At 31.7% G+C, this 22,005-nt stretch carries 20 protein-coding genes; 14 read left to right on the top strand and 6 right to left on the bottom strand.

Going from position 1 to position 22,005, the window contains the following annotated elements; translation table 11 throughout:
- The first annotated feature begins 274 nt into the window (after positions 1–274).
- The 4 genes from spxA (at position 275) to pepF (ending at position 5,157) form a co-directional block, all read left to right on the top strand.
- Positions 275–670 carry a transcriptional regulator SpxA gene (spxA, locus tag CD150_RS05150; protein WP_040030144.1) on the top strand — a complete coding sequence of 132 codons (396 nt, stop codon included), beginning with the start codon at positions 275–277 and terminating at the stop codon, positions 668–670.
- A 312-nt stretch (positions 671–982) separates the two neighbouring features.
- Positions 983–1,699 (top strand): adaptor protein MecA, encoded by a 717-nt coding sequence (gene mecA / locus CD150_RS05145; RefSeq protein ID WP_046208057.1) that lies wholly within the window; start codon positions 983–985, stop codon positions 1,697–1,699.
- A 592-nt stretch (positions 1,700–2,291) separates the two neighbouring features.
- Positions 2,292–2,984, top strand: a complete 693-nt coding sequence (locus tag CD150_RS05140; RefSeq protein ID WP_103161406.1) for a competence protein CoiA — start codon at positions 2,292–2,294, stop codon at positions 2,982–2,984.
- 364 nt (positions 2,985–3,348) lie between these two features.
- Entirely contained in the window at positions 3,349–5,157 is a 1,809-nt protein-coding gene (gene pepF, locus CD150_RS05130; RefSeq protein ID WP_064209426.1) for an oligoendopeptidase F, read from the top strand.
- A gap of 713 nt (positions 5,158–5,870) precedes the next feature.
- Here the strand turns inward: pepF and yjbH are convergent.
- The 3 genes from yjbH to CD150_RS05115 all read right to left on the bottom strand — a co-directional run bounded on the left by yjbH (position 5,871) and on the right by CD150_RS05115 (position 7,719).
- Positions 5,871–6,659, bottom strand: coding sequence for a protease adaptor protein YjbH (gene yjbH / locus CD150_RS05125; protein ID WP_046208060.1), 789 nt, complete (start codon positions 6,657–6,659; stop codon positions 5,871–5,873).
- A 16-nt stretch (positions 6,660–6,675) separates the two neighbouring features.
- Positions 6,676–7,047, bottom strand: coding sequence for a globin domain-containing protein (locus CD150_RS05120; RefSeq protein WP_046208061.1), 372 nt, complete (start codon positions 7,045–7,047; stop codon positions 6,676–6,678).
- A gap of 87 nt (positions 7,048–7,134) precedes the next feature.
- On the bottom strand, positions 7,135–7,719 hold the full coding sequence (locus CD150_RS05115) for a CYTH domain-containing protein (protein WP_073342605.1): 585 nt from the start codon (positions 7,717–7,719) through the stop codon (positions 7,135–7,137).
- A gap of 191 nt (positions 7,720–7,910) precedes the next feature.
- On the opposite strand from CD150_RS05115, the gene CD150_RS05110 reads away from it, so the two are divergent.
- The 7 genes from CD150_RS05110 to fabI all read left to right on the top strand — a co-directional run bounded on the left by CD150_RS05110 (position 7,911) and on the right by fabI (position 14,918).
- Positions 7,911–8,258 (top strand): UPF0738 family protein, encoded by a 348-nt coding sequence (locus tag CD150_RS05110; RefSeq protein WP_103161404.1) that lies wholly within the window; start codon positions 7,911–7,913, stop codon positions 8,256–8,258.
- A gap of 16 nt (positions 8,259–8,274) precedes the next feature.
- A complete protein-coding gene (gene yjbM, locus CD150_RS05105; RefSeq protein WP_046208064.1) occupies positions 8,275–8,910 on the top strand; it encodes a GTP diphosphokinase in 636 nt (211 codons plus the stop codon).
- 11 nt (positions 8,911–8,921) lie between these two features.
- Positions 8,922–9,731 carry an NAD kinase gene (locus CD150_RS05100; RefSeq protein ID WP_019469071.1) on the top strand — a complete coding sequence of 270 codons (810 nt, stop codon included), beginning with the start codon at positions 8,922–8,924 and terminating at the stop codon, positions 9,729–9,731.
- A complete protein-coding gene (locus CD150_RS05095; RefSeq protein ID WP_073342601.1) occupies positions 9,731–10,585 on the top strand; it encodes an RluA family pseudouridine synthase in 855 nt (284 codons plus the stop codon). Before CD150_RS05100 ends, CD150_RS05095 begins: the two co-directional genes overlap by 1 nt.
- An 83-nt stretch (positions 10,586–10,668) precedes the next feature.
- On the top strand, positions 10,669–11,997 hold the full coding sequence (mgtE, locus tag CD150_RS05090; RefSeq protein ID WP_151362710.1) for a magnesium transporter: 1,329 nt from the start codon (positions 10,669–10,671) through the stop codon (positions 11,995–11,997).
- 8 nt (positions 11,998–12,005) lie between these two features.
- Entirely contained in the window at positions 12,006–13,844 is a 1,839-nt protein-coding gene (locus CD150_RS05085; protein WP_064209422.1) for a monovalent cation:proton antiporter family protein, read from the top strand.
- A gap of 303 nt (positions 13,845–14,147) precedes the next feature.
- A complete protein-coding gene (gene fabI / locus CD150_RS05080; RefSeq protein WP_046208068.1) occupies positions 14,148–14,918 on the top strand; it encodes an enoyl-ACP reductase FabI in 771 nt (256 codons plus the stop codon).
- A gap of 77 nt (positions 14,919–14,995) precedes the next feature.
- On the opposite strand, the gene cozEa is transcribed toward fabI, so the two are convergent.
- Positions 14,996–16,081 carry a lipoteichoic acid biosynthesis protein CozEa gene (gene cozEa, locus CD150_RS05075; RefSeq protein WP_064209421.1) on the bottom strand — a complete coding sequence of 362 codons (1,086 nt, stop codon included), beginning with the start codon at positions 16,079–16,081 and terminating at the stop codon, positions 14,996–14,998.
- 337 nt (positions 16,082–16,418) lie between these two features.
- Between cozEa and CD150_RS05070 the strand changes: the two genes are divergently transcribed.
- The 3 genes from CD150_RS05070 (at position 16,419) to CD150_RS05060 (ending at position 19,430) form a co-directional block, all read left to right on the top strand.
- Positions 16,419–17,990 carry an alanine/glycine:cation symporter family protein gene (locus CD150_RS05070; protein ID WP_073342597.1) on the top strand — a complete coding sequence of 524 codons (1,572 nt, stop codon included), beginning with the start codon at positions 16,419–16,421 and terminating at the stop codon, positions 17,988–17,990.
- Between the two features lie 98 nt (positions 17,991–18,088).
- Positions 18,089–18,835 carry an esterase family protein gene (locus tag CD150_RS05065; protein WP_046208071.1) on the top strand — a complete coding sequence of 249 codons (747 nt, stop codon included), beginning with the start codon at positions 18,089–18,091 and terminating at the stop codon, positions 18,833–18,835.
- Between the two features lie 85 nt (positions 18,836–18,920).
- Positions 18,921–19,430 carry a YjcG family protein gene (locus CD150_RS05060; RefSeq protein ID WP_103161402.1) on the top strand — a complete coding sequence of 170 codons (510 nt, stop codon included), beginning with the start codon at positions 18,921–18,923 and terminating at the stop codon, positions 19,428–19,430.
- Between the two features lie 127 nt (positions 19,431–19,557).
- Here CD150_RS05060 and ltaA read toward each other — a convergent pair whose 3' ends face one another.
- Positions 19,558–20,760 carry a lipoteichoic acid biosynthesis MFS flippase LtaA gene (ltaA, locus tag CD150_RS05055; protein WP_073342591.1) on the bottom strand — a complete coding sequence of 401 codons (1,203 nt, stop codon included), beginning with the start codon at positions 20,758–20,760 and terminating at the stop codon, positions 19,558–19,560.
- Complete coding sequence (locus CD150_RS05050) at positions 20,738–21,913, bottom strand: diglucosyl diacylglycerol synthase (RefSeq protein WP_046208073.1); 1,176 nt, start codon at positions 21,911–21,913, stop codon at positions 20,738–20,740. Before CD150_RS05050 ends, ltaA begins: the two co-directional genes overlap by 23 nt.
- Positions 21,914–22,005 lie beyond the last annotated feature (92 nt).

Genomic DNA, 22,005 nt, shown 5'->3' with positions numbered 1-22,005 from the left:
TTTATCTACTTTAGTAATAGTATAACAGTATTTCAATCATTTGTAAGTTATGTTAAACTGTATACATATCAATATTTCTAACTAAATTGATTGGGAATTAAGCTTATTTGAAAATTTTTAAAAAAATTAGAGAATTCTCATTTAATTTTAATGTTGATAGGGTATATTTTAATTGTAAGGTTAAGAGAGGTAAAAATGACTTTGTAATTTCTTAATCATATAAAAATTGAAATCTAATGAATTTATATTCATGAAAAATAGGAGAGTGAGATGTATGGTAACATTATTTACTTCACCAAGTTGCACATCTTGCCGTAAAGCGAAAGCATGGTTACAAGAACATGACATTCCGTATACGGAGCGTAACATTTTTTCAGAACACTTAACAATTGATGAAATTAAACAAATTTTAAAAATGACTGAAGATGGAACAGACGAAATCATATCTACTCGTTCTAAAACTTATCAAAAATTAAATGTAGATATTGATGCTTTACCACTTCAAGACTTATATTCAATTATCCAAGATAATCCAGGTTTATTAAGACGTCCGATTATCTTAGATGATAAACGTTTACAAGTTGGTTATAATGAAGACGAAATCAGACGTTTTTTACCTAGAAAAGTACGTACGTTCCAATTGCAAGAAGCGCAACGTATGGTTGATTAATTTATAAATAGAGCGATTAAGCCATAAAGTAATGTTATTGTGATGTTGCTTTGTGGTTTTGTTGTGTTTACCATAACAGATAAATGTATACTTACGTCAAACAAATCGATTATTCGATTGTGAATAATTATTGACTAAATTCAAACAGCACTCTATAAAAAGTGCTGTTTTTTGGCCTTTTATAAGGGTATATGTTATTATAAGAGACCAAATAGAAAATAGTAAAAATTAATCAAACAAATTAATTGTAATTCTTACTACGTTCTAATACAATAATGATTACTATTCATCGACTGTAAGGAGTGAGATGATATGAGAATAGAGCGAGTTGACGATACTACCGTTAAACTATTTATAACATATAGTGATATAGAAGCAAGAGGTTTTAAACGAGAAGATTTATGGACTAATCGCAAACGTGGAGAAGAATTCTTTTGGAACATGATGGAAGAAATCAATGAAGAAGAAGATTTTGTTGTTGAAGGTCCTTTATGGATTCAAGTACATGCCTTTGAAAAGGGCGTTGAAGTAACAATTTCTAAATCTAAAAACGAAGATCTTATCAATATGTCTGATGAAGACAATGACCAATTAGATCATCAAGTTAATGATTTATTATCACAAACATTTGATCAAGATGATAGTTTAGAGGATTTATTTGAACAACGACAACAACAAAAAGAGACACAACAAGATCAAGAACGCAACAAACGTAAGCCGCAAAATACACGTACTGTTATAGTTAGATTTAATGACTTGGAAGAAGTAATTGATTATGCTTACCATAATAATCAAAGAACAGATGAGTTTGAAGATTTATTATATAGTCTTAATAATGTATATTACTACGCTGTTCACTTTGATGAAACAGTTGGACAAGAAACAATTAACGATAGTTACAGTCAATTACTTGAGTTCGCATATCCTACTGATAAATCAGAAGTATATTTAAACGATTACGCAAAAATTATTATGAGTCATAACGTCGCTTCACAAGTACGTCGTTATTTTCCTGATACAACAGAATAACTACGATAAAGAAACTAATATAAATTATTATCAACAATGATTATGATTTGATTAGTAGATTAATTTGAAACTGACAGTCTGGGACATAAAGTTCTTGGACAAATGAAAAAGGCAATTTCTATTGAAATAATATAGAAATTGCCTTTTTCTGTATTGTTTTAAAGTAAGGCATCTGATTCTGTGAGAGCTACATCATTCAGATACCATTATTGACCTTTTTCTATTGTACGACTAGAGCATACAGATTGGGTGTCTACATGTAGAATAATTATTAACATCATTTTGGTTGATATAAGACGTTGTTTTTAAAGTATTTTAATGTGAAATGACATATGAATACGTTGTATTTTGGTGAGGTGCTGAATGAACAGGATAAGCTGAAGACTGCAGTATGAAGCTGTTTTCTAAGAAAGCAAGTCAACAATACGAAGTGTTGAATAATAAAGAAGCGCGCAGATGAATTGAATTAAATCATCTGCGTGCTATTTTTCTAGGATTTATGTCTCAGATTCTTTATGTATTAACAAGGTGATTTCTAAATAAAGTATAGTAATTTGTTGGCTTCTCACGTGTAATTAAATGAGGTGAAGAAATGTTATACGCGAACAATAATCGAAATCAGGCCGTTTGGGCAAAAGATGCGATAAAAAATAAGCATTATCGTTGCCCATTTTGTAAATGCAAAGTGATATTAAAAAAAGGAACATACAATACACCTCATTTTGCGCATATCCGTAATGATCGTTCATACTGTCATAAAAATGAATCACAAGAACATTTTAATTTAAAATACCATATTGCTCGAGAGTTAAAAGGCTTAAATCACAAAGTTAACATTGAACCTTATGTACCACAAAGTTACCAATATCCTGATTTAATCATTGATGATGAAATTGTATTAGAAATACAATTTTCAAAAGTAACGACAGCATGTATTTCAAAACGCAGTAAAACTTTACAAAATGCTGGGTATAAAGTGTATTGGATAACAAAAAAAGTTAAATATAATAAAAGTAATAGTGTTTTGTATTTATCAAAATACGAAAGAAATTTTATTAACATTCATAATAGATTATTATTATCGTGGGATACAACACATAAAATGCTTTTTGGTTATAAAGTGATTAATTTTTTAGGAGGGCAACAATTTATTGCCAAAAGGCATTGTATGACATTTGCACAATTAATTAATCAAATTCAAATAGAGCGTGTTTATACATGCGCCAACACAGCCCTTAAAATTATCCAAAATTGCTATAAGCACTTATTTGAGAAACTGCCGTAAAACACACTCAGTTTTAGAACCAAGTTTAAGTGTGATGTATAATTTAAAATTAACGGATGCATGGGTAAAAAAATATATAGGTATAATTTACCCAGAACAAATTTATATTAAGTCACATCCTGTGTATTGGCAATTACAACTTATATATTTGTGGCGTACACACACTTTTAACATGACACGATTTAAACAACTGATAGAATTAAATCATTTTTATAATGTTGAAATAGATAAAACGCAAATAAGCCATAGCGTTGTTCAAAAGTTCAAACAATTCTATAATAATCATGGGTGTTATAGCGTGCAAAAATAATCATGACATGAGAAAATTATACTAATAGACTTTATAGGAGGTTTACTAGATATTATGACACAACAATTAACAAGAGAAGAGCAAGAACGTAAATATCCAGAATATACTTGGGATTTATCTACCATTTTTGAATCTGATAATGCTTTTGAAGATGCATTTAAAGAAGTAGAAAATAATATCGGCAAAGAACAACAATATGTCGGTCACTTAGCTGATAGCTCATCTACACTATATAATGCATTAGCACTAGAAGATGAATTAGGTTCTAAGTTGGAAAAAGTATATGTATATGCACATTTAAAACAAGATCAAGATACAGCGAATGATAAATACACAGGTTATGAATCTAGAGCACATCAATTAATTATAAAATTCAGCTCAGCATGGAGTTTCTTAGTGCCAGAAATTCTACAAATAGATGAAGCAACGATACAAAAATTTATTGATGAAAATGATGATTTGGAACGTTACAAATTTGATTTAAAATTAATTAATGAAAAAAGACCGCATGTATTGAGTGCAGATAAAGAAAGATTACTAACTGAAGCACAAGATGCATTGTCTACACCTGACAATGTGTATGGCATGTTTAGTAATGCGGATTTAGAATTTGAAGATGCGATAGATAGTGAAGGCCAACGACATTCATTAACACAAGGAACATTCATTAAATGTCTGGAATCAGATGATCGCGTATTACGTCAATCTGCTTATGAAAATTTATATAAAGCATACGGTGCTTATAATAATACACTAAGTGCGACGCTCGCTGGAGAAGTTAAGAAAAATGTTTTTAACGCTAGAACACATAACTATAAAACAGCAAGAGAAGCAGCGTTAAGTAATAATCACATTCCAGAAGCTGTATATGATAATTTAGTGAAAACAGTTCATAAATACTTACCTTTACTTCATCGCTATACTAAATTGCGTAAAGAACTATTGGGCTTAGATGACATGAAAATGTATGATGTATACACACCACTTGTTAAAGATATTAAATTTGAAATGCCATACGAAGAGGCTAAAGATTGGATGTTGAAAGCATTACAACCGATGGGTGAAGAATATATGAAAGTTGTAGAAGAAGGATTGAATCATCGATGGGTAGATGTCTTTGAAAATAAAGGTAAACGCTCTGGAGGTTATTCATCAGGTGCACACTTAACAAATCCGTTTATTTTACTAAATTGGTCAAATACTGTTTCTGATTTGTATACTTTAGTACATGAATTTGGTCATTCAGCACATAGCTACTTTAGTCGTCAAAATCAACCATCTAATTTAAGTGATTACACTATTTTCGTTGCAGAAGTTGCATCGACTTGTAATGAAGCACTATTAAGTGATTATATGGATAAACATTTAGATGACAAGCGCAGATTATTACTATTAAACCAAGAACTTGAACGTTTCCGTGCAACACTATTTAGACAAACAATGTTCGCAGAGTTTGAACATAAAATCCACCAAATAGAAGAAGCAGGAGAACCATTAACAGCTAACCGTATGAATGAAGAATACGCAGCGCTCAACAGAAAATATTTTGGAGATTCTGTTGAAACAGATGAAAATATTAGTAAAGAATGGTCTAGAATACCACACTTTTATATGAATTATTATGTGTATCAATATGCAACCGGATACAGTGCAGCTCAAAGTTTAAGTCATCAAATTTTAACAGAAGGTAAACCTGCTGTTGAGCGATATATCAATGAATTCTTGAAAAAAGGTAGTTCAAATTATCCTATTGAAATCTTAAAAAACGCAGGTGTAGATATGACAACACCAGAACCAATTGAACAAGCTTGCCAAGTGTTCGAACAAAAATTAGACGCTTTTGAAAAGTTAATGAAAGCTTAGTATGAATGTATTCGTTTACAATATGACAAGTTTGTGACAAAGGAGATTTATTTAATTTTAAAGGTTGCAAGGGTATATAACACCGTGTTATATTATATACATGAAATTAATCACATAACAAACATACCCCTTTGTTTGAAGTGAAAAATTTCTCCCATCCCCTTTGTTTAGCGCCGTGTAATCAGACACGGCGTTTTTTTATGTTCAAATTTAAAGACTTTTATATGTATAAGAAATTGAATAACTATTCAGATATTTCAGCATATATTTTGACTTGAATTTTATATAAAACATGAATGTATATTGAAAATAATGATTAACTATTAGTAACTACTAAGCAAGTAATTGCAGGTATATATTATACAAAAAAGTGATTGAGTGATCATAACTAGGAATAATAAATAAAAAACGCCAACTTCTTTAGTCCTCATATAGAAGTTGGCATTTCTTTACTTTTATGAAATTTTGTAATTCTATCTACAATGATATTAGCGTATATTCAAAATATTTATTTAACTTTTATAAGTTTATGAAACATTTTCTAGCTAAATCATTAACCTATATAAAATGTTTTAAAGTCATTTTATTTTGACTTATGCTTTTAGCTTTTGGTTCGGAAAGTAAGCATGTTGTATGTCACAAGTTTTTAACCATAAAATATACTACGTTTTATGGTGCAGTATATTGATATAGATATGAACAAAATTAATATTTCAAACTTTTGACTTCCAAAATTTACCTTCTGGTGAGCTAAGTTTTTCTATTTTTTGCTGTAATGCTAATTTTTTCAGCTCTTTATTCAATAATTTTTCAGGCCATTCATAAATAGTCAGTAATTCTTCTTTGGTTACTAATTGTTGTTGATAGATGTAAGTTTCCAAACTTGGTGGGAGTTCTTTTTCAATCGGTGAACCAATCAGTTCGTTTATGATGTACGTATATATGTGATAAGGGTACAAGCCTTCGACTTTTAAACCTTCTTCATGAATATCTTCATTAAAGAATACAAGAGAAGGTGCTTCTTCAATTTCCATTTCTCGAGCGATATGCAAGTCAACTTGTAAGCTTTCCCTTAAAGCACTTTTATGTAAGTCTTCTTTAAAGACTTCATAATCAAGGCCAGCATTACTTATACAATTATTGACCATCTCTTCAGTGATAATATCTCGTTTTGGTATTATTTCATTTTGAACAAGATGGATAAAACGCTCCGCCCGTAATCGACCTTGGAGTTCGGCGGCCTTATAGGCAAGTGCAATATTATCTAAATTTGATGTACTTTGTGCTTGGCATTTTGTTAGTACGCGTAAAGAAGGGTTTAAAATATGTCTAATACTTATATATTGTTTATACTCAAGTCGTAATTTTGAAAGTATCGCAGACAATTTAAAGCACTCTTTACTGAATGGATCGAAAAAGGAATAAATTTCAATCTTACTCAAAGGTGAAAGATTTGCATCTTCACGACTATTAGCATTTATCAATTTTAATTCTTCAGCCATGTTTTTTCACCTACAATTAATTTTCGGAATTAACCATGTGATTCGCTGTTAAACGTAATCGTTCATATAAATAATCCCCGACGCCTGCAGAAAAATCTGCTTGTTGAATAGCTTTATACATATTTTCAAGCCATGCGTCACGTTCGTATGTTGTTATTACAAATTCCAAGTGTCTTTTTTTTAACATAGGATGACCATGTTCTTCTGTATACAGTTGAGGTCCACCTAAAAATTGTGTTAAGAATTGTTTTTGTTTTCTGCTTGTTTCTTCAAAATCTCCAGGAAACAAATGATTGATTCTATCATCACGTTTAACCATATCATAAAAATGGTCAATCATTTTAAATAAGGCGTCTTGTCCGATAACCTCGTAAGGTGTTTGAGTCATAGTATCACCATATCCTATTAATATAATACTAATATAACATGAATTTTTACATTTGGAAGTAATTCGACTTCTTAATATTGTGCGCAATTAACTGTTGTTTAATTTACGTTTGCGATTGAAAAATCTTTGGACTTTATTGTTTGGAATTTCATGATTGATATTAAATTGATTAAGAATCGATTTAAATTGAACTAATCCTTCATTATAATCATTTACTTCATATTCAAGTTCAAAGTCCTGGAAATCCAAGTAATAATTTTTATCTAAAACAAGTAGATTTCCGTTAATTTCTTTTTCTATACGTTCGGTAGTTAGGTCTCCTAATACGATTAATGCATCAATATCTACGTCCATCTTTAGGAGTTGGTTTAAAATATCTTGGGGCAGATCCTGACTTTTGATGTGCTTGTTTAGTTTTGGTTCAACGATTGTATCGAAATTATACTCCATCAAACCAATTTCAGCTGGTACTTTTAACGTCATTTCGTATGCATCATCTTTAACGCGAATTCTCAAAGCTGATTGATGAGATTTTAAATCGAAATTTAATGTGTCGATGTAATAATTAGTTTGACTAAATGGTTTGATATTTAAAAAATAGGTGTTGTATATAGTTTGATAATCGTCTTCAGACAATAACTGTTTAAATTCAATTTCATTATTAGTTGCCACGCGTTACACTCCTTAAATATATATATGATAATTCATTTTAAAGGACTTGTAAGTTAATTTAAATTAGATTGCATTATACACTGAAAATTATTATATTTACGTTAAGTCAATTGATGACATAATAATAGTCATGTAACGTGTTATGTACGTCTTAATTATGTTAAAATAATGAAGAATAAGGAGGAACAAGCATGCGTATTTATGTGAATGAAATTAAAGTAACAGAAGATAGTTTAAAGTGTTATACAGAACAATCTACAGAAGGCTTACAAGAAGCAGGACAAATGCTTGTTGATAGTGATAATTATAGCTTTGCATATATCTTAGATGACGGCCAGTCGTATTCATATTTGATTTTTGTTCAAGAAACCTGGTCTATGCTACATGAAAATAAAAATAAAAAGATTATCGTTAATGATCATTTAGAACTAAAACAATTCGATAGAGAATTTAATTATATATTAGAAAATATTCAAGGTAATTCAAACTATGGTAAGGAGTTTGTTTCTGTTGTGGAAGTTACTTTCGAATTAGAGTGAAGCGGAGTGAAGCACAATGAATCAATGGGATCAGTTTTTATCTCCATATAGACAAGCAGTTGATGAATTAAAAGTAAAATTAAAAGGGCTTAGAAAACAATATGATGTAGAAGATAATGCTTCACCGATTGAATTTGTGACGGGTCGTGTTAAACCTATGACTAGCATTATTGATAAAGCAAATAAAAGACAAATCTCATTTGATCGATTACATGAAGAAATGTATGATATAGCAGGTTTGAGATTAATGTGTCAATTCGTCGATGATATCGATATTGTGGTCAATCTCTTGAGACAACGTCAAGATTTTAAAGTAGTAGAAGAACGCGATTATATCAGTAATACAAAACAAAGTGGATATCGTTCATATCATGTAATTATTGAATATCCAATCGAAACACTTAAAGGTGAAAAATCAATTTTAGCAGAAATTCAAATCAGAACATTAGCCATGAATTTTTGGGCAACAATCGAGCATACTTTGCGGTATAAATATGATGGAGATTATCCGCCAGAAATTCAGCACCGACTAGAACGTGCGGCTGAAGCAGCGTTTTTACTTGATGAAGAAATGTCAGAAATTAAAGAGGAAATTCAAGAAGCTCAAAAATACTATTCCAAAAAACGTGCTAAAAAGCATGATAATGACTAGGAGGTGCAATCATGCGCTATACAATTTTATCTAAAGGTGATTCAAAGTCGAACGCTTTAAAGCATAAGATGATTAATCACATGAAAGATTTTGAAATGGTTGAAGATACGGAAAATCCTGAAATAGTCATATCAGTTGGTGGAGATGGTACTTTATTACAGGCTTTCCATCAGTATAGTCACATGTTATCGAGGTGCGCATTTGTAGGGATACATACTGGACATTTAGGGTTCTATGCAGATTGGTTGCCACATGAAGTAGAGAAATTGATTATTGAAATTAATAATTCAGAATTCCAAGTTATAGAATATCCACTATTAGAAATTATAGTGCGTTATAACGATAATGGATATGAGACGAGATACTTAGCATTAAATGAGGCGACGATGAAAACTGAAAATGGTTCTACACTTGTTGTGGATGTGAATATTAGAGGAAACCAATTTGAACGCTTTAGAGGAGATGGACTGTGTGTGTCAACACCATCAGGTTCTACTGCATATAATAAGGCGTTGGGTGGTGCGTTAATACATCCTTCTTTGGAAGCGATGCAAATCGCCGAAATCGCTTCTATTAATAATAGAGTATTCAGAACGGTTGGGTCACCATTAGTATTGCCCAAACATCATACATGTCTGATTACACCAGTGAATCATGATAAGATTTTAACGACCATAGATCACGTCAGCATAAAACATAAAAATGTTAATGCAATTCAATTTAGAGTGGCAAATGAAAAAATTAGATTTGCTAGGTTTAGACCATTTCCATTTTGGAAAAGAGTACATGATTCCTTTATTTCAAGTGGAGACGATGAATAATGCAATTTACGTATATGATTAGAGACCCTCAAATGCTAAGAACTTTTTTACAGGAGCAAGGGTATTCTAAGAATACAATTAGCGCCATTAAGCATAATGGCGCTTTAATTGTTAATGGACAAGCAGAAACTGTGCGTAAGCAATTACAGAACGGCGATATAGTGGAGGTACATTTAGGTTACGAGACAGCTAGTAATAATTTAATCCCATTCAATAAGCCTTTAAATATTTTATATGAAGATGCATACTTATTAATCGTTTCTAAAAAAGCTTTTCAAAACTGCGCACCATCAAGGGAACATAAACATTTTAGTTTAGCTGAACAAGTTCTAGGTTATTTTAAACAATCAGGACAAAACATCGTACCGCATATTGTCACTAGGATTGACCGAAATACTTCAGGTATTGTTGTGATTGCTAAACATGGTTTTTTACATCATCTGATGTCAAACGTACATATTGATAAAACCTATTTATGCGTATGCTATGGTGAATTGCAATCACAGGGAATCATAGATGCACCTATTGCTCGAGATCCTGCTAGTATTATTACAAGACAAGTCAATTCAAATGGTAAACAAGCAAAAACAAAATATAGATGCTTAGACCATAAAAATAATTACAGTTTATGTGAAGTTACTTTATTAACAGGCCGGACACATCAAATTCGCGTCCATCTTCAGCATATAGGACATCCTATTGTGGGTGATGATTTATATGGAGGAGAACATTCGTATTTTAAACATCAGTTGTTACGATGTTTTAAAATATCTTTTATACATCCAATCTATGATCAAAAGATTGAAATACAAGATAAATATGATGCAATAGAAAACATATTTAATATGATATAATTTGAGTAACTATGGAGGTGGGACTTTTGGCAAATGAAAAAGACCAAATCGTTTTAGAAGATGAGCAAGTATATGATCAAGAAATGCTAGATAAATTACTGCATGAAAATCATATTGGTGAATTTAGAGAAGAATTCTTAGCGATGCACACATATGAACAAAGTGAATACTTTGAAGACAGCGATGAAGATATTAGACAAAAAATGTTTGAAGTATTGTCCCCTGAAGAAGTAGCAGATTTCTTTGAACAATTAGAAATTGATGAAGAAGCGTATGAAGCGCTGTTCGATACTATGGATGCTACATATGCTAGCAAAGTGTTAGAAAATATGTCATACGATAACGCAGTAGACATTATGAATCAATTATCTAAACAGAAAATTGTTAGCTTGTTGACACTGATGAACCGTGAAGATGCAAAAGAAATTAAAGCATTATTACATTACGAAGAGGATACTGCTGGCGGTATCATGACGACGGAATATATTTCTTTAAAATCAACAATGCCAGTGAAAGAAGCTTTAATGCATGTTAAAGAACAAGCGCCAGATGCTGAGACAATTTATGTCATATTTGCAGTGAATGAGCATAAACAATTAGCTGGGGTTTTATCACTAAGAGATTTAATCGTAGCAGAAAATGATGCTTATATAGAAGACATAATGAGCGAACGTGTGATTAGTGCTAATGCTGCTGATGACCAAGAAGATGTTGCGCAGAAAATGCGTGATTATGATTTTATCGCTATGCCAGTTGTCGATTATCAAGATCACTTATTAGGTATTATTACAATCGATGATATCTTAGATGTTATGGATGAAGAAGCGAGTGAAGACTACTCTCGTTTAGCCGGGGTATCTGATGTTGATGCAACCAATGATTCAGTCATTAAAACTGCTAAGAAACGTTTGCCATGGCTAATTATTTTAACGTTTTTAGGAATGATCACAGCCACGATACTTGGATCATTTGAGGATACTTTAGCACAAGTGTCATTATTGGCAGCATTTATTCCAATTATTAGTGGTATGTCTGGTAATTCTGGGACACAATCACTTGCCGTATCAGTACGTAATATTTCAACTGGTGAAATTGACGAACAAAGTAATTTTAAAGTCGCATTGAGAGAAGCAGGTAGCGGTTTTTTAAGTGGTTTGATTTGTGCTATATTGCTGTTTATTATTATAATGGTGCTTTATGGACAGCCAATTTTAGCTACGATCGTGGCAAGCAGTTTAACAATTGCTATGACAGTAGGTACATTAGTGGGATCAATGATTCCATTAGTTATGAATAAACTAAAAATTGACCCTGCAGTTGCTAGTGGTCCATTTATTACTACGATCAATGATATTGTGAGTATGTTGATTTACTTCGGATTAGCAACTTCATTCATGTCTTACTTATTATAGGGGGTTACATGGAATTTTTATCACTTGTTGTCGTTGTAATGGCAGCATTCCTTACACCGATACTAATCAATAGATTGCGAATTACATTCTTGCCTGTTGTTGTAGCAGAAATATTAATGGGTATTCTTATTGGGCACTCTTTTTTAAACATAGTAGAACGTGATGCTATGTTAAATATTTTATCTACATTAGGCTTTATATTCTTAATGTTTTTGAGTGGTTTAGAAATTGATTTTAAAGCATTTAAAAAAGACAAAGGCGCATTAGAAGATAATGAAAAAAGTAAAGAACCCGGTCATTTACAATTAGCACTTACTGTATTTTTATTTATAATGGTTATTTCAATTGTATTTGCATATGCATTTAAATGGTTTGGTTTAATTGATGATGTTTTATTAATGATTATTATTATTTCTACTATTTCATTAGGTGTTGTAGTACCTACACTAAAAGAAATGAATATTATGCGTACAACTATCGGACAATTCATATTATTAGTAGCAGTATTAGCTGACTTAGTGACAATGATATTATTAACTGCGTACGGAACACTACACGCTTCAGGTGGCACATCACTTTGGTTAATAGGTAGTTTAGTAGTATTTGCGCTTGTTTTTTATTTCCTAGGTGGATTATTTAAGAAAGCACAATTCTTGCAAAAACTGATGGATGGTACAACACAAATTGGTATACGTGCGGTATTTGCGTTAATTATCATGCTAGTTGCTTTGGCGGAAGGCGTTGGTGCAGAAAATATTCTAGGCGCTTTCTTAGCCGGCGTGATTGTTTCTTTACTGGGTCCTGATGAGGATATGGTAGAGAAATTAGATTCCTTTGGTTACGGATTCTTTATTCCAATATTCTTTATCATGGTTGGTGTAGATTTAAATATACCAATGTTAATAAAAGAGCCTTCATTATTACTTATCATTCCATTTTTAATATTGGCCTTTTTAATATCTAAATTAATACCAGTATTTTATATACGTCGATGGTTTGATATGAAAACAACAATTTCTTCAGCTTTCTTGCTAACGTCAACTTTATCGTTGGTTATTGCTTCTGCAAAAATTGCTGAAAAACTTGGAACAATATCATCTGAAATATCAGGTATTTTAATATTAAGTGCAGTTATTACATGTGTTTTTGTACCAATTATATTTAAGAAAATGTTCCCGATGCCTGATGAAGCAACAAGACAGATTGAAGTGAGTTTAATAGGTAAAAACCAATTAACCATACCAATTGCTCAGAATTTAACATCACAGCTTTATCAAGTTTCGTTATATTATAGAAATGATTTAAGTGATAAGCGTAAATTATCGGATGCAATTTCGATGATTGAAATTGCAGATTATGAAGAACCATTATTAGAACGCTTAGGTTTATTTGAAAGAGATATTGTTGTTTGTTCTACAAATGATGACGATATTAATAGAAAAGTGGCTTTAATGGCCAAAAGCCATGGTGTAAATCGAGTTATATGTAGGTTAGAAGCGAGTACTGGTGATGAAGGTTTACAAAGTGAAGGTATAGAAGTATTTAGTGGCTTTATGAGTAATAAGATACTCTTGAAAGGTTTAATAGAAACACCAAATATGCTTAATCTTTTAAGTAATGTGGAAACATCTTTATATGAAATTGCAATGCTAAATCATAAATATGATCAAATTCAATTACGTAATTTCCCGTTTGATGGGGATATCATATTTGTGAGAATCATTAGAAATAATGAATCGATTGTACCACATGGTGATACTCAATTACGCTATAAAGACCGTGTTATTGTAACGGGATCTAAAGAATATGTTGATGAGTTAAAACGTGAATTAGAATTTTATTATTAACATCTGTATCTAGGATAATATTGAAGTCCTAAAATATGTATTAATAGATAGTGAAAGAACGATATGCAAGCTACTTTAAGCTGTTAGTACTGATTAATTGAATGAAGCGTTGGTCAAAATTTCAACTCGAAAGAAAGCAAAAAACGATGAATTCGTTTATAGAATGTAAAATGAATTGTTTAAACAATGAAACCAATGTTAAAATAAAGTTTGTTAGAATTGGCATCGAGCAAAGTGATAGGAAGTATGATTATAACATCTCGAACCAATTTACAATGAAAATTTAAAAAAGGAGTTATTTTCATGTTAAATTTAGAAAATAAAACATTCGTCATTATGGGTATTGCTAATAAACGTAGTATCGGTTTTGGTGTAGCTAAAGTATTAGACAAATTAGGTGCGAATTTAGTTTTTACATATCGTAAAGAACGTAGTAAAAAAGAAATGGAAAAACTTGTTGAACAGTTAGATCAACAAACAATTAGAATGTATCAAATAGACGTACAAAAAGACGAAGATGTTATCAATGGTTTTGCAAAAATTGGAGAAGAAGTAGGTAACATTGACGGTGTTTATCATTCGATTGCTTTTGCTAACATGGAAGATTTAAGAGGTCGTTTTTCAGATACATCTCGTGATGGCTTCTTATTGGCACAAGACATTAGTTCATATTCATTAACAATTGTTGCTAGAGAAGCAAAAAAAATCATGCCTGAGGGTGGTAGTATTGTTGCTACTACTTATTTAGGTGGCGAGTATGCTGTGCAAAATTACAATGTGATGGGTGTAGCTAAAGCGAGTTTAGAAGCAAATGTACGTTATTTAGCATTAGATTTGGGTGAAGATAATATCCGTGTCAATGCGATTTCAGCTGGTCCAATTCGTACACTTAGCGCTAAAGGTGTTGGTGGTTTTAACACAATCATGAAAGAAATTGAAGAACGTGCGCCATTAAAACGTAATGTAGATCAAGAAGAAGTAGGTAAAACTGCAGCTTACTTATTGAGTGATTTTTCAAGTGGAGTTACAGGCGAAAATATCCATGTAGACAGTGGTTATCATATCGTTAAATAATTAAAGATATTTAATTATTAACATATAAAAAGACTATTCGTTTCAACAACTGAAACGAATAGTCTTTTTGTTTTATATCATTCTTTGACGTCACTATTGGCTTTTGCAATAATTTCTTGTCTATAACGGAATACGTTTCTGACAACGGTTTTAATGACAGCATATAATGGAACAGCTATTAAGATTAGACCGAAACCGCCAAGATTACCTGCAGCTAATATCACTACAATAATTGTTAAAGGATGAATACTAAGTGATTTACCCATTACGTTAGGTGTAATCACATTACCTTCTAATTGTTGTGCAATCAGCGTGATAATACATACCCATATAAATGTTGTAGGGCTTTGAATAATTGCAATGACTGCAGCGGGTGCAAATGCCATCCAAGGACCTAAGAACGGTATCATATTTGCTACACATGCAAACATAACGAGTAATAATGTGTAGTTAAGTCCTACAATTGAATAACCAATGTATAAGATAATTCCAAGAATGATACTTACTGTAACTTGGCCTTGAATATAGGATTTAACAGTTTCATTTAAATCTTTCAATAATTCTACAGTGAAAACTTTTCTGTCTCCTTTAAATAGTCTTGCGATGAAAGGGATAAAACGTTCATGATCTTTTAACATATAAATTAAAAAGAACGGAACCATTATCAGTAAGAAAAGTGTTGAAATAAATGATGTTAAGTAACCTAAAGAGTTAGATAAAATATCAGCAGTACTGTCGCTGATAGATTGTACCATTTTATTAATGCGATCTGTTACATCATTAGGCAATCTTTCCATTTGATCTAGAGCAAAATTAATGATGTTTTGGACTTCATGTTGTAATGCAGGTATTTGAGTTACTAAGTTTTCAATTTGTTCTGCAATTAACGGAGCTAATACCCCAATAACAATACTAATAATTATGATTAAGCCTATAAAGATTAGAGTAATGCTGCCCCAGCGTGGCACATGATTCTTTTCAAGTATTTTTTGAAAAGGCAAACAAATGTAAAACAAAAAGCCACTCAATAATAATGGCAGTAACACAGATTGAAGGATAATAATGAATGGTGTGAAAATACTATGTACTTCCATAATCAATTTGATTAGTAAAAACAGGATTAATAAAGCGATACCTGTTCTAAACCATACTTTGTTAAGCATAGAATGGTTCCTCCTATAAAACTTTATTTGAATTTATAATTCAGTATATCTTAAAAAAAGATAGAACAAAAGGTAAATTTGTGAAAGTTTGTACTTAGTCGCACCGTGTGGTTGACTGCAATTTCAGGTAAGTAACAATGGATATTCAATAATAAGTAGTACGTTATAAGATAATATAAGTATTAAATATATTAATGTTATTTATATAAAAAATTCATAACACATTATATAAATTGTGAAAATAATAACTTATATAATGCGTTGCGCGGAACATAACATATGTGTATAATATTAAAAAATATCATTTTCTTTAATGGTATAACAAGGGGGATACGTTATGATAGAAGGTTTTTTAACTTGGCTTTATGACATAGTATGGAGCAAACCATTAGTTTATGGTTTGTTAATCACTGGTATATTGTTTTCACTATTTATGAAATTTTTCCAAGTCAGACACTTTAAAGAAATGATTCGACTTATGTTTCAAGGGGAAAAGTCACCAACTGGTATTTCAAGTTTTCAAGCAATCGCCTTATCGTTAGCAGGTCGTGTAGGTACTGGTAATATTGTAGGTGTATCGACAGCAATATTTATTGGTGGACCAGGCGCCGTATTTTGGATGTGGGCTACAGCATTTTTAGGAGCAAGTAGCGCCTTTATAGAATCGACACTAGGACAAATATATAAACGAGAAGAGAAGGGACAATATAGAGGTGGACCAGCATTTTATATTGAATATGGTATAAAGGGTAAACTGGGCAAAGTATATGGATTGATCTTTGCAATTGTCACTGTAATTTCAGTCGGATTATTATTGCCAGGTGTTCAATCCAATGCTATATCCAGTTCTATGAAAAATGCGTTTCAATTAAATCCATGGGTTGTAGCCATATTTTTAGCAATCATTATCGGATTAATTATTTTTGGGGGAATCAAATGGATTGCTAATGCAGCGACAGCAGTTGTACCATTTATGGCAGTGTTTTATATATTAATGGCGGTTATTATCATTATACTTAATATTGAAGCGGTTCCTGCATTGTTTGCATTAATTTTCAAATCTGCATTTGGCATGCAAGCAGCATTTGGTGGGATTGTAGGTGCAATGATTGAAATAGGAGTCAAAAGAGGTCTTTATTCAAATGAGGCTGGTCAAGGTACTGGGCCACATGCAGCCGCGGCAGCAGAGGTGTCACATCCAGCAAAACAAGGTTTGGTGCAAGCGTTTTCAGTTTACGTTGATACTTTATTCGTCTGTACTGCAACCGCACTAATCATCTTGCTTTCTGGTACATATAATGTAACGGATGGTGGCAATACACCTAGTGATAAAGCGAGTTTGATTAAAGATAATGGTATCTTTGTTGAAATGTCAAATGGAGATAAAGATTATTCTGGTACAGCAATGTATGCTCAAGCAGGTATAGATAAGGCTTTACAAGGCGGAAGTTATCATTTTGATCCATCATTCTCTGGATTCGGATCTTACTTTATAGCAATTGCATTATTTTTCTTTGCTTTTACTACTATATTGGCTTATTACTATATTGCAGAAACCAATATTGCATACTTAACGAGAACTGCAAATTATAGAACTTCCTTTATATTTATCAATATAACTCGTATTGTATTGATATTAGCAACAGTTTATGGCGCAGTGAAAACGGCAGATATAGCATGGTTAATGGGAGATTTAGGTGTAGGCATGATGGCCTGGCTTAATATCATAGCGATTTGGCTATTACACAAACCAGCTATAAACGCATTGAAAGATTATGAATTGCAGAAAAAGCGTTTAGGATCTGGTAGAAAAGCGATTTATAAACCAGACCCAGAAAAAGTACCCAATGCTGTTTTTTGGCTAAAAGATTATCCTGAACGCCTTAAAAAAGAGAATATTAACGATTAAAAAATAATATCTTACTTTGCTAAATAAAAAGGAGTTATTTTAAAATATTGCGTCTCTTGATACAATGTCATTAAGACTATGAGGGGGCGCATTATTTTATGGACAATTTTCAAGCAGGACGAATTAATAAAATTAATTTTTCAAGCGACATATTAGATAGAGACATCACACTTTCTATTTATTTACCTAAAGATTTCACAGAATTATTTAAATACAAGGTCGTCTTTTGTTTTGATGGTTTGGATTTTTTTAGCTTTGGTAGAATACACAGAACGTATGAAAAATTATGGGAAGCAAATGAAGTAGAAAGAGCAATCTTTGTGGGTTTTCATTATGAAGATGTTGAAAAAAGAAGAGCAGAATTTCATCCTCAAGGAGCAAAAACAGCACTAACTGTAAAATGTATGGCGAATGAAATTTTACCGTTTATAGACGCTCAATTCCCAACATATAAAGTAGGAAATGGCAGAGTTATTTTAGGTGATAGTTTAGCAGGGAGTGCAGCTTTGATCACAGCCTTATCCTATCCAAGAATTTTTAGCCAAGTAGGTCTATTGAGTCCTCAACATGATGAGGTAATACAAACATTAATTGAACGATGTCAATTTCAAGAACAATTGACGATTTGGCATACAGTTGGATTAGAAGAAAAAGACTTTGCTTTACCAACGACCGGAAAGCAAGCGGATTTTTTAACACCTAATCGCCAGTTGAAATCGATTATCGAAAATAGTGATATTACTTATCACTATGCAGAGTTTGATGGGGGACATAGATGGAAATCTTGGAAACATTTACTAGATGATTTATTAAAATATTTTTTATCAGATAATATTTCTTTTTAATTATCTGTAGGAAATTTAGTTAAAAGTAACGAATTTTTGTGAAATTTGATATAATGTAGTTATGTTAAACAAAGGAGGAATTTAAATGATTTTAGGATTAGCATTAATTCCGTCAAAAGCGTTTCAAGATGAAGTAAATGCATACCGTAAACGTTATGATGCTCACTATGCAACGATTATGCCACACATTACGATTAAAGAGCATTTTAAAATAAACGAAGGTGATCTTGACGCTGTCAAAGAGACAATCAAATCAAGAATCGAGGGGATACCACCGATTGAAGTACACGCGACAAAGGCATCAAACTTTGCGCCAATTACAAATGTAATTTATTTTAAAGTTGCCAAAACGGACAATTTAGAAAAATTATTTAATCAATTCAATAGTGGTGATTTTTATGGTCGTCCAGAACATCCATTTGTACCACGTTTTACAATTGCACAAGGCTTGACTAGTCAAGAGTTCGAAGACATTTTTGGTCAATTGAACTTAGCGGGTATTGACTATAAAGAAGCAATTGAGCAACTTTCTTTAGTTTACTATGATGAAAGTGCAGAAAAATGGAAAGTATTAGAGAATTTTAATTTTGCATAATTTTTTTATATAAAGTCATCATTTTAATCGATGATAATATTGAAACTTTAAAAGCGTCGCTATCATATTTTTAGATAATTTCTAAAATGATAGCGACGCTTTTGTATGTTGAAACGTACTCATATACTTAACTGTGATTGTGTTGTTTTTTATTTTTAATAAAATACAAGCCATAAAAAATTGCTAAAAATAAGAACACTAATGCTGAAAAATAAAATGTATTATTAACAGATTTAGAGAATTCTGTAATTAAACCACCTACGAGTGGACCAATCATAGACCCGAAACCTTGAACACTATTGAACACACCCCAAGTCTCTTCTTGTTCATCCATATGAATATGACTTGCCATAAAAGTATTCCATGCAGGTAATAAGATACCATACATTAGGCCAATAAATAATGCTAAGCCCCAGACTAGTTTAATATCTGTAATAATAGATAAAGCAAATATCATTATAGTGTATAAGACAAAACCACCAAAAATGATACTGTACATAAATAATGTTCCATTTTTATCTATAATTTTAGATAAAAATAGCATAGAAATGGCACAACCTATACCACCAATGATAATTGCTATTGTATATTCAACGGTTGAAACGCCGACAACTTTTGTCGCATATGTAGGTAATATCGGGACTAAGGCGGTGATTGAAGCACCTTGTAATAAAATACCTGGAAATAGAATGAGATGACGTTTGGTCACGTTTACAATTTGTCCTAATTGTTGCTTTACAGGTCTTGTATTGTAGTTAGTCAGCCTGATTTTAACGAAATAGTATAAAATCCATGCAATCAGTACGACTAATGACATCATAAACGCAAAGCGTGTTGGGTGGAATTTAAAGATTAAGTTCATTCCAACCATCCCTACTAATAAGCCTAGTAGCCAAGAGAAATAGACATATCCCATTTGTTTACCACGGTTATTTTCATCAACACTTGCAAGCATAATGACCCAAATCGGACTCACTGCGATACCTAGTAATATCGCACTTGTGATTAATACGATTGGTGATGTAGGAAACCAAATGACTAAAAACAAACTACCAAAAGCTAATAAAAATCCAAGTGTTAAAACAAGTTTAGTACCTAAGCGTTTAAGTAAAAAACCAATGACAAAGTTTGTTGTTGCATCAGCAATAAAGTGAATAGAAATAGCGATAGATGTAACACCTACCGCAATAGAAGTTGCCGTTGGAAGTAAGGCTAAGTAACTCAATACATACATACCTCTAGCAAACTCCATTAAAAATAAAATAATCAACATAATAATAAAATTTGTGCTTGAATTGTAGTTAGTATTATTTAACGAAGAGCTTTGCATATAAAGGAACCTTTCCATAAACTTCTTCATAACGTGTCGAATGGTCTAGAAGTTCTAACAAATCTTTGCATAATTTATATGTTGAATATGGAATGCGCGATTCACTCATTGCTTCAGACATTTCCACTAGTGAAGTTGGATGATTTGTTAATGAGGCTACTTGTTGTATAGCTTCATCGGGTGAATAAGCGATTGTACCATAACCTTTTTCTTCAAAATAGAGCGCGTTTTCTAACTCTTGTCCTGGCGCAGGATCTAAGAAAATCATTGGTATTTGTCGCGTTAGTGCTTCAGAAATAGTGATGCCACCTGGTTTTGTTATCATCAACTGACTTGAAGCCATCCATTCATTCATTTGTTTTGTATAACCTAAAATCAGTACGTTATCATAATTTTTAAATTGGCTAGATAATGTGCGCTTCAAATCTTTGTTTTTACCACAAACCATGACGACTTGCGAGTGTGGACTTTTAGTCAAAATATCGCTAATCATTTGATCGAATCCTTTAGAAACACCAAAAGCACCTGCTGACATAAGGATTGTTGGTTTGTCAGGATTCAAATTATTTTGACGTAACCATGCAGATTGGTCGATATCTTGTTCGAATTTATCAGAAATTGGAATGCCTGTAACCTTTAATTGATTTCTTGGAATGCCTAATTCAGCAAATTCATCTTTTAATTCCTCAGTTGCCAAATAATATCGTTGAGAATGTGGTGTAACCCAATTCTTTTGTAATCTATAATCTGTCATAACTGTGGCAATGGGAATATTCATATCAAATTGCTCAGTTAATACAGACATCACTGGCGTAGGGAAGGTAAGTAGAATTAAATCTGGCTTTTCTTTTAGTAATAAATTAATTAATTTATTCAAACCATAATATTTGTAGAAACATTTGTCTATTTGGTCAGGTTTACTATAGTAAAAAGACTTGTACATATTTCTGAAGTACTTAAAGCTATTGATATACCACTTTTTACATATAGAAGTCAAAATTGGGTGAGCTTCTAAAAATAAATCATGTTCAATGACAGTTAAATTGTCTAGATTCATTTCGTTGAATTGGTTTACTACGCTTTGAGTAACCTGTAAATGTCCGTTACCAAAAGAACCAGTAATAATCAATATTTTTTTGTTACGAGTAACCATTTTGAGTCACCCTCCAATAGTATAAATTTAGCTCATGCTAAGTTTAACGCATTTTGTTATCATGCGAAAGAAAAAACATAATTAATAGAGAT

Source organism: Staphylococcus ureilyticus, assembly GCF_002902235.1.
Lineage (GTDB): Bacteria > Bacillota > Bacilli > Staphylococcales > Staphylococcaceae > Staphylococcus > Staphylococcus ureilyticus.
This window is presented reverse-complemented; position numbering and strand designations above follow the sequence as displayed.

Coding starts and splice junctions, on each gene's coding strand:
- yjbH (WP_046208060.1), bottom strand. CDS start 6,659: ATGGCTGAAGAATTAAAATTGATAAATGCTAATAGTCGTGAAGATGCA.
- CD150_RS05065 (WP_046208071.1), top strand. CDS start 18,089: ATGGACAATTTTCAAGCAGGACGAATTAATAAAATTAATTTTTCAAGC.
- CD150_RS05095 (WP_073342601.1), top strand. CDS start 9,731: ATGCAATTTACGTATATGATTAGAGACCCTCAAATGCTAAGAACTTTT.
- CD150_RS05110 (WP_103161404.1), top strand. CDS start 7,911: ATGCGTATTTATGTGAATGAAATTAAAGTAACAGAAGATAGTTTAAAG.
- mgtE (WP_151362710.1), top strand. CDS start 10,669: ATGCTAGATAAATTACTGCATGAAAATCATATTGGTGAATTTAGAGAA.
- cozEa (WP_064209421.1), bottom strand. CDS start 16,081: ATGCTTAACAAAGTATGGTTTAGAACAGGTATCGCTTTATTAATCCTG.
- mecA (WP_046208057.1), top strand. CDS start 983: ATGAGAATAGAGCGAGTTGACGATACTACCGTTAAACTATTTATAACA.
- CD150_RS05070 (WP_073342597.1), top strand. CDS start 16,419: ATGATAGAAGGTTTTTTAACTTGGCTTTATGACATAGTATGGAGCAAA.
- yjbM (WP_046208064.1), top strand. CDS start 8,275: ATGAATCAATGGGATCAGTTTTTATCTCCATATAGACAAGCAGTTGAT.
- CD150_RS05100 (WP_019469071.1), top strand. CDS start 8,922: ATGCGCTATACAATTTTATCTAAAGGTGATTCAAAGTCGAACGCTTTA.
- pepF (WP_064209426.1), top strand. CDS start 3,349: ATGACACAACAATTAACAAGAGAAGAGCAAGAACGTAAATATCCAGAA.
- CD150_RS05140 (WP_103161406.1), top strand. CDS start 2,292: ATGTTATACGCGAACAATAATCGAAATCAGGCCGTTTGGGCAAAAGAT.
- CD150_RS05060 (WP_103161402.1), top strand. CDS start 18,921: ATGATTTTAGGATTAGCATTAATTCCGTCAAAAGCGTTTCAAGATGAA.
- CD150_RS05085 (WP_064209422.1), top strand. CDS start 12,006: ATGGAATTTTTATCACTTGTTGTCGTTGTAATGGCAGCATTCCTTACA.
- CD150_RS05050 (WP_046208073.1), bottom strand. CDS start 21,913: ATGGTTACTCGTAACAAAAAAATATTGATTATTACTGGTTCTTTTGGT.
- spxA (WP_040030144.1), top strand. CDS start 275: ATGGTAACATTATTTACTTCACCAAGTTGCACATCTTGCCGTAAAGCG.
- fabI (WP_046208068.1), top strand. CDS start 14,148: ATGTTAAATTTAGAAAATAAAACATTCGTCATTATGGGTATTGCTAAT.
- CD150_RS05120 (WP_046208061.1), bottom strand. CDS start 7,047: ATGACTCAAACACCTTACGAGGTTATCGGACAAGACGCCTTATTTAAA.
- ltaA (WP_073342591.1), bottom strand. CDS start 20,760: ATGCAAAGCTCTTCGTTAAATAATACTAACTACAATTCAAGCACAAAT.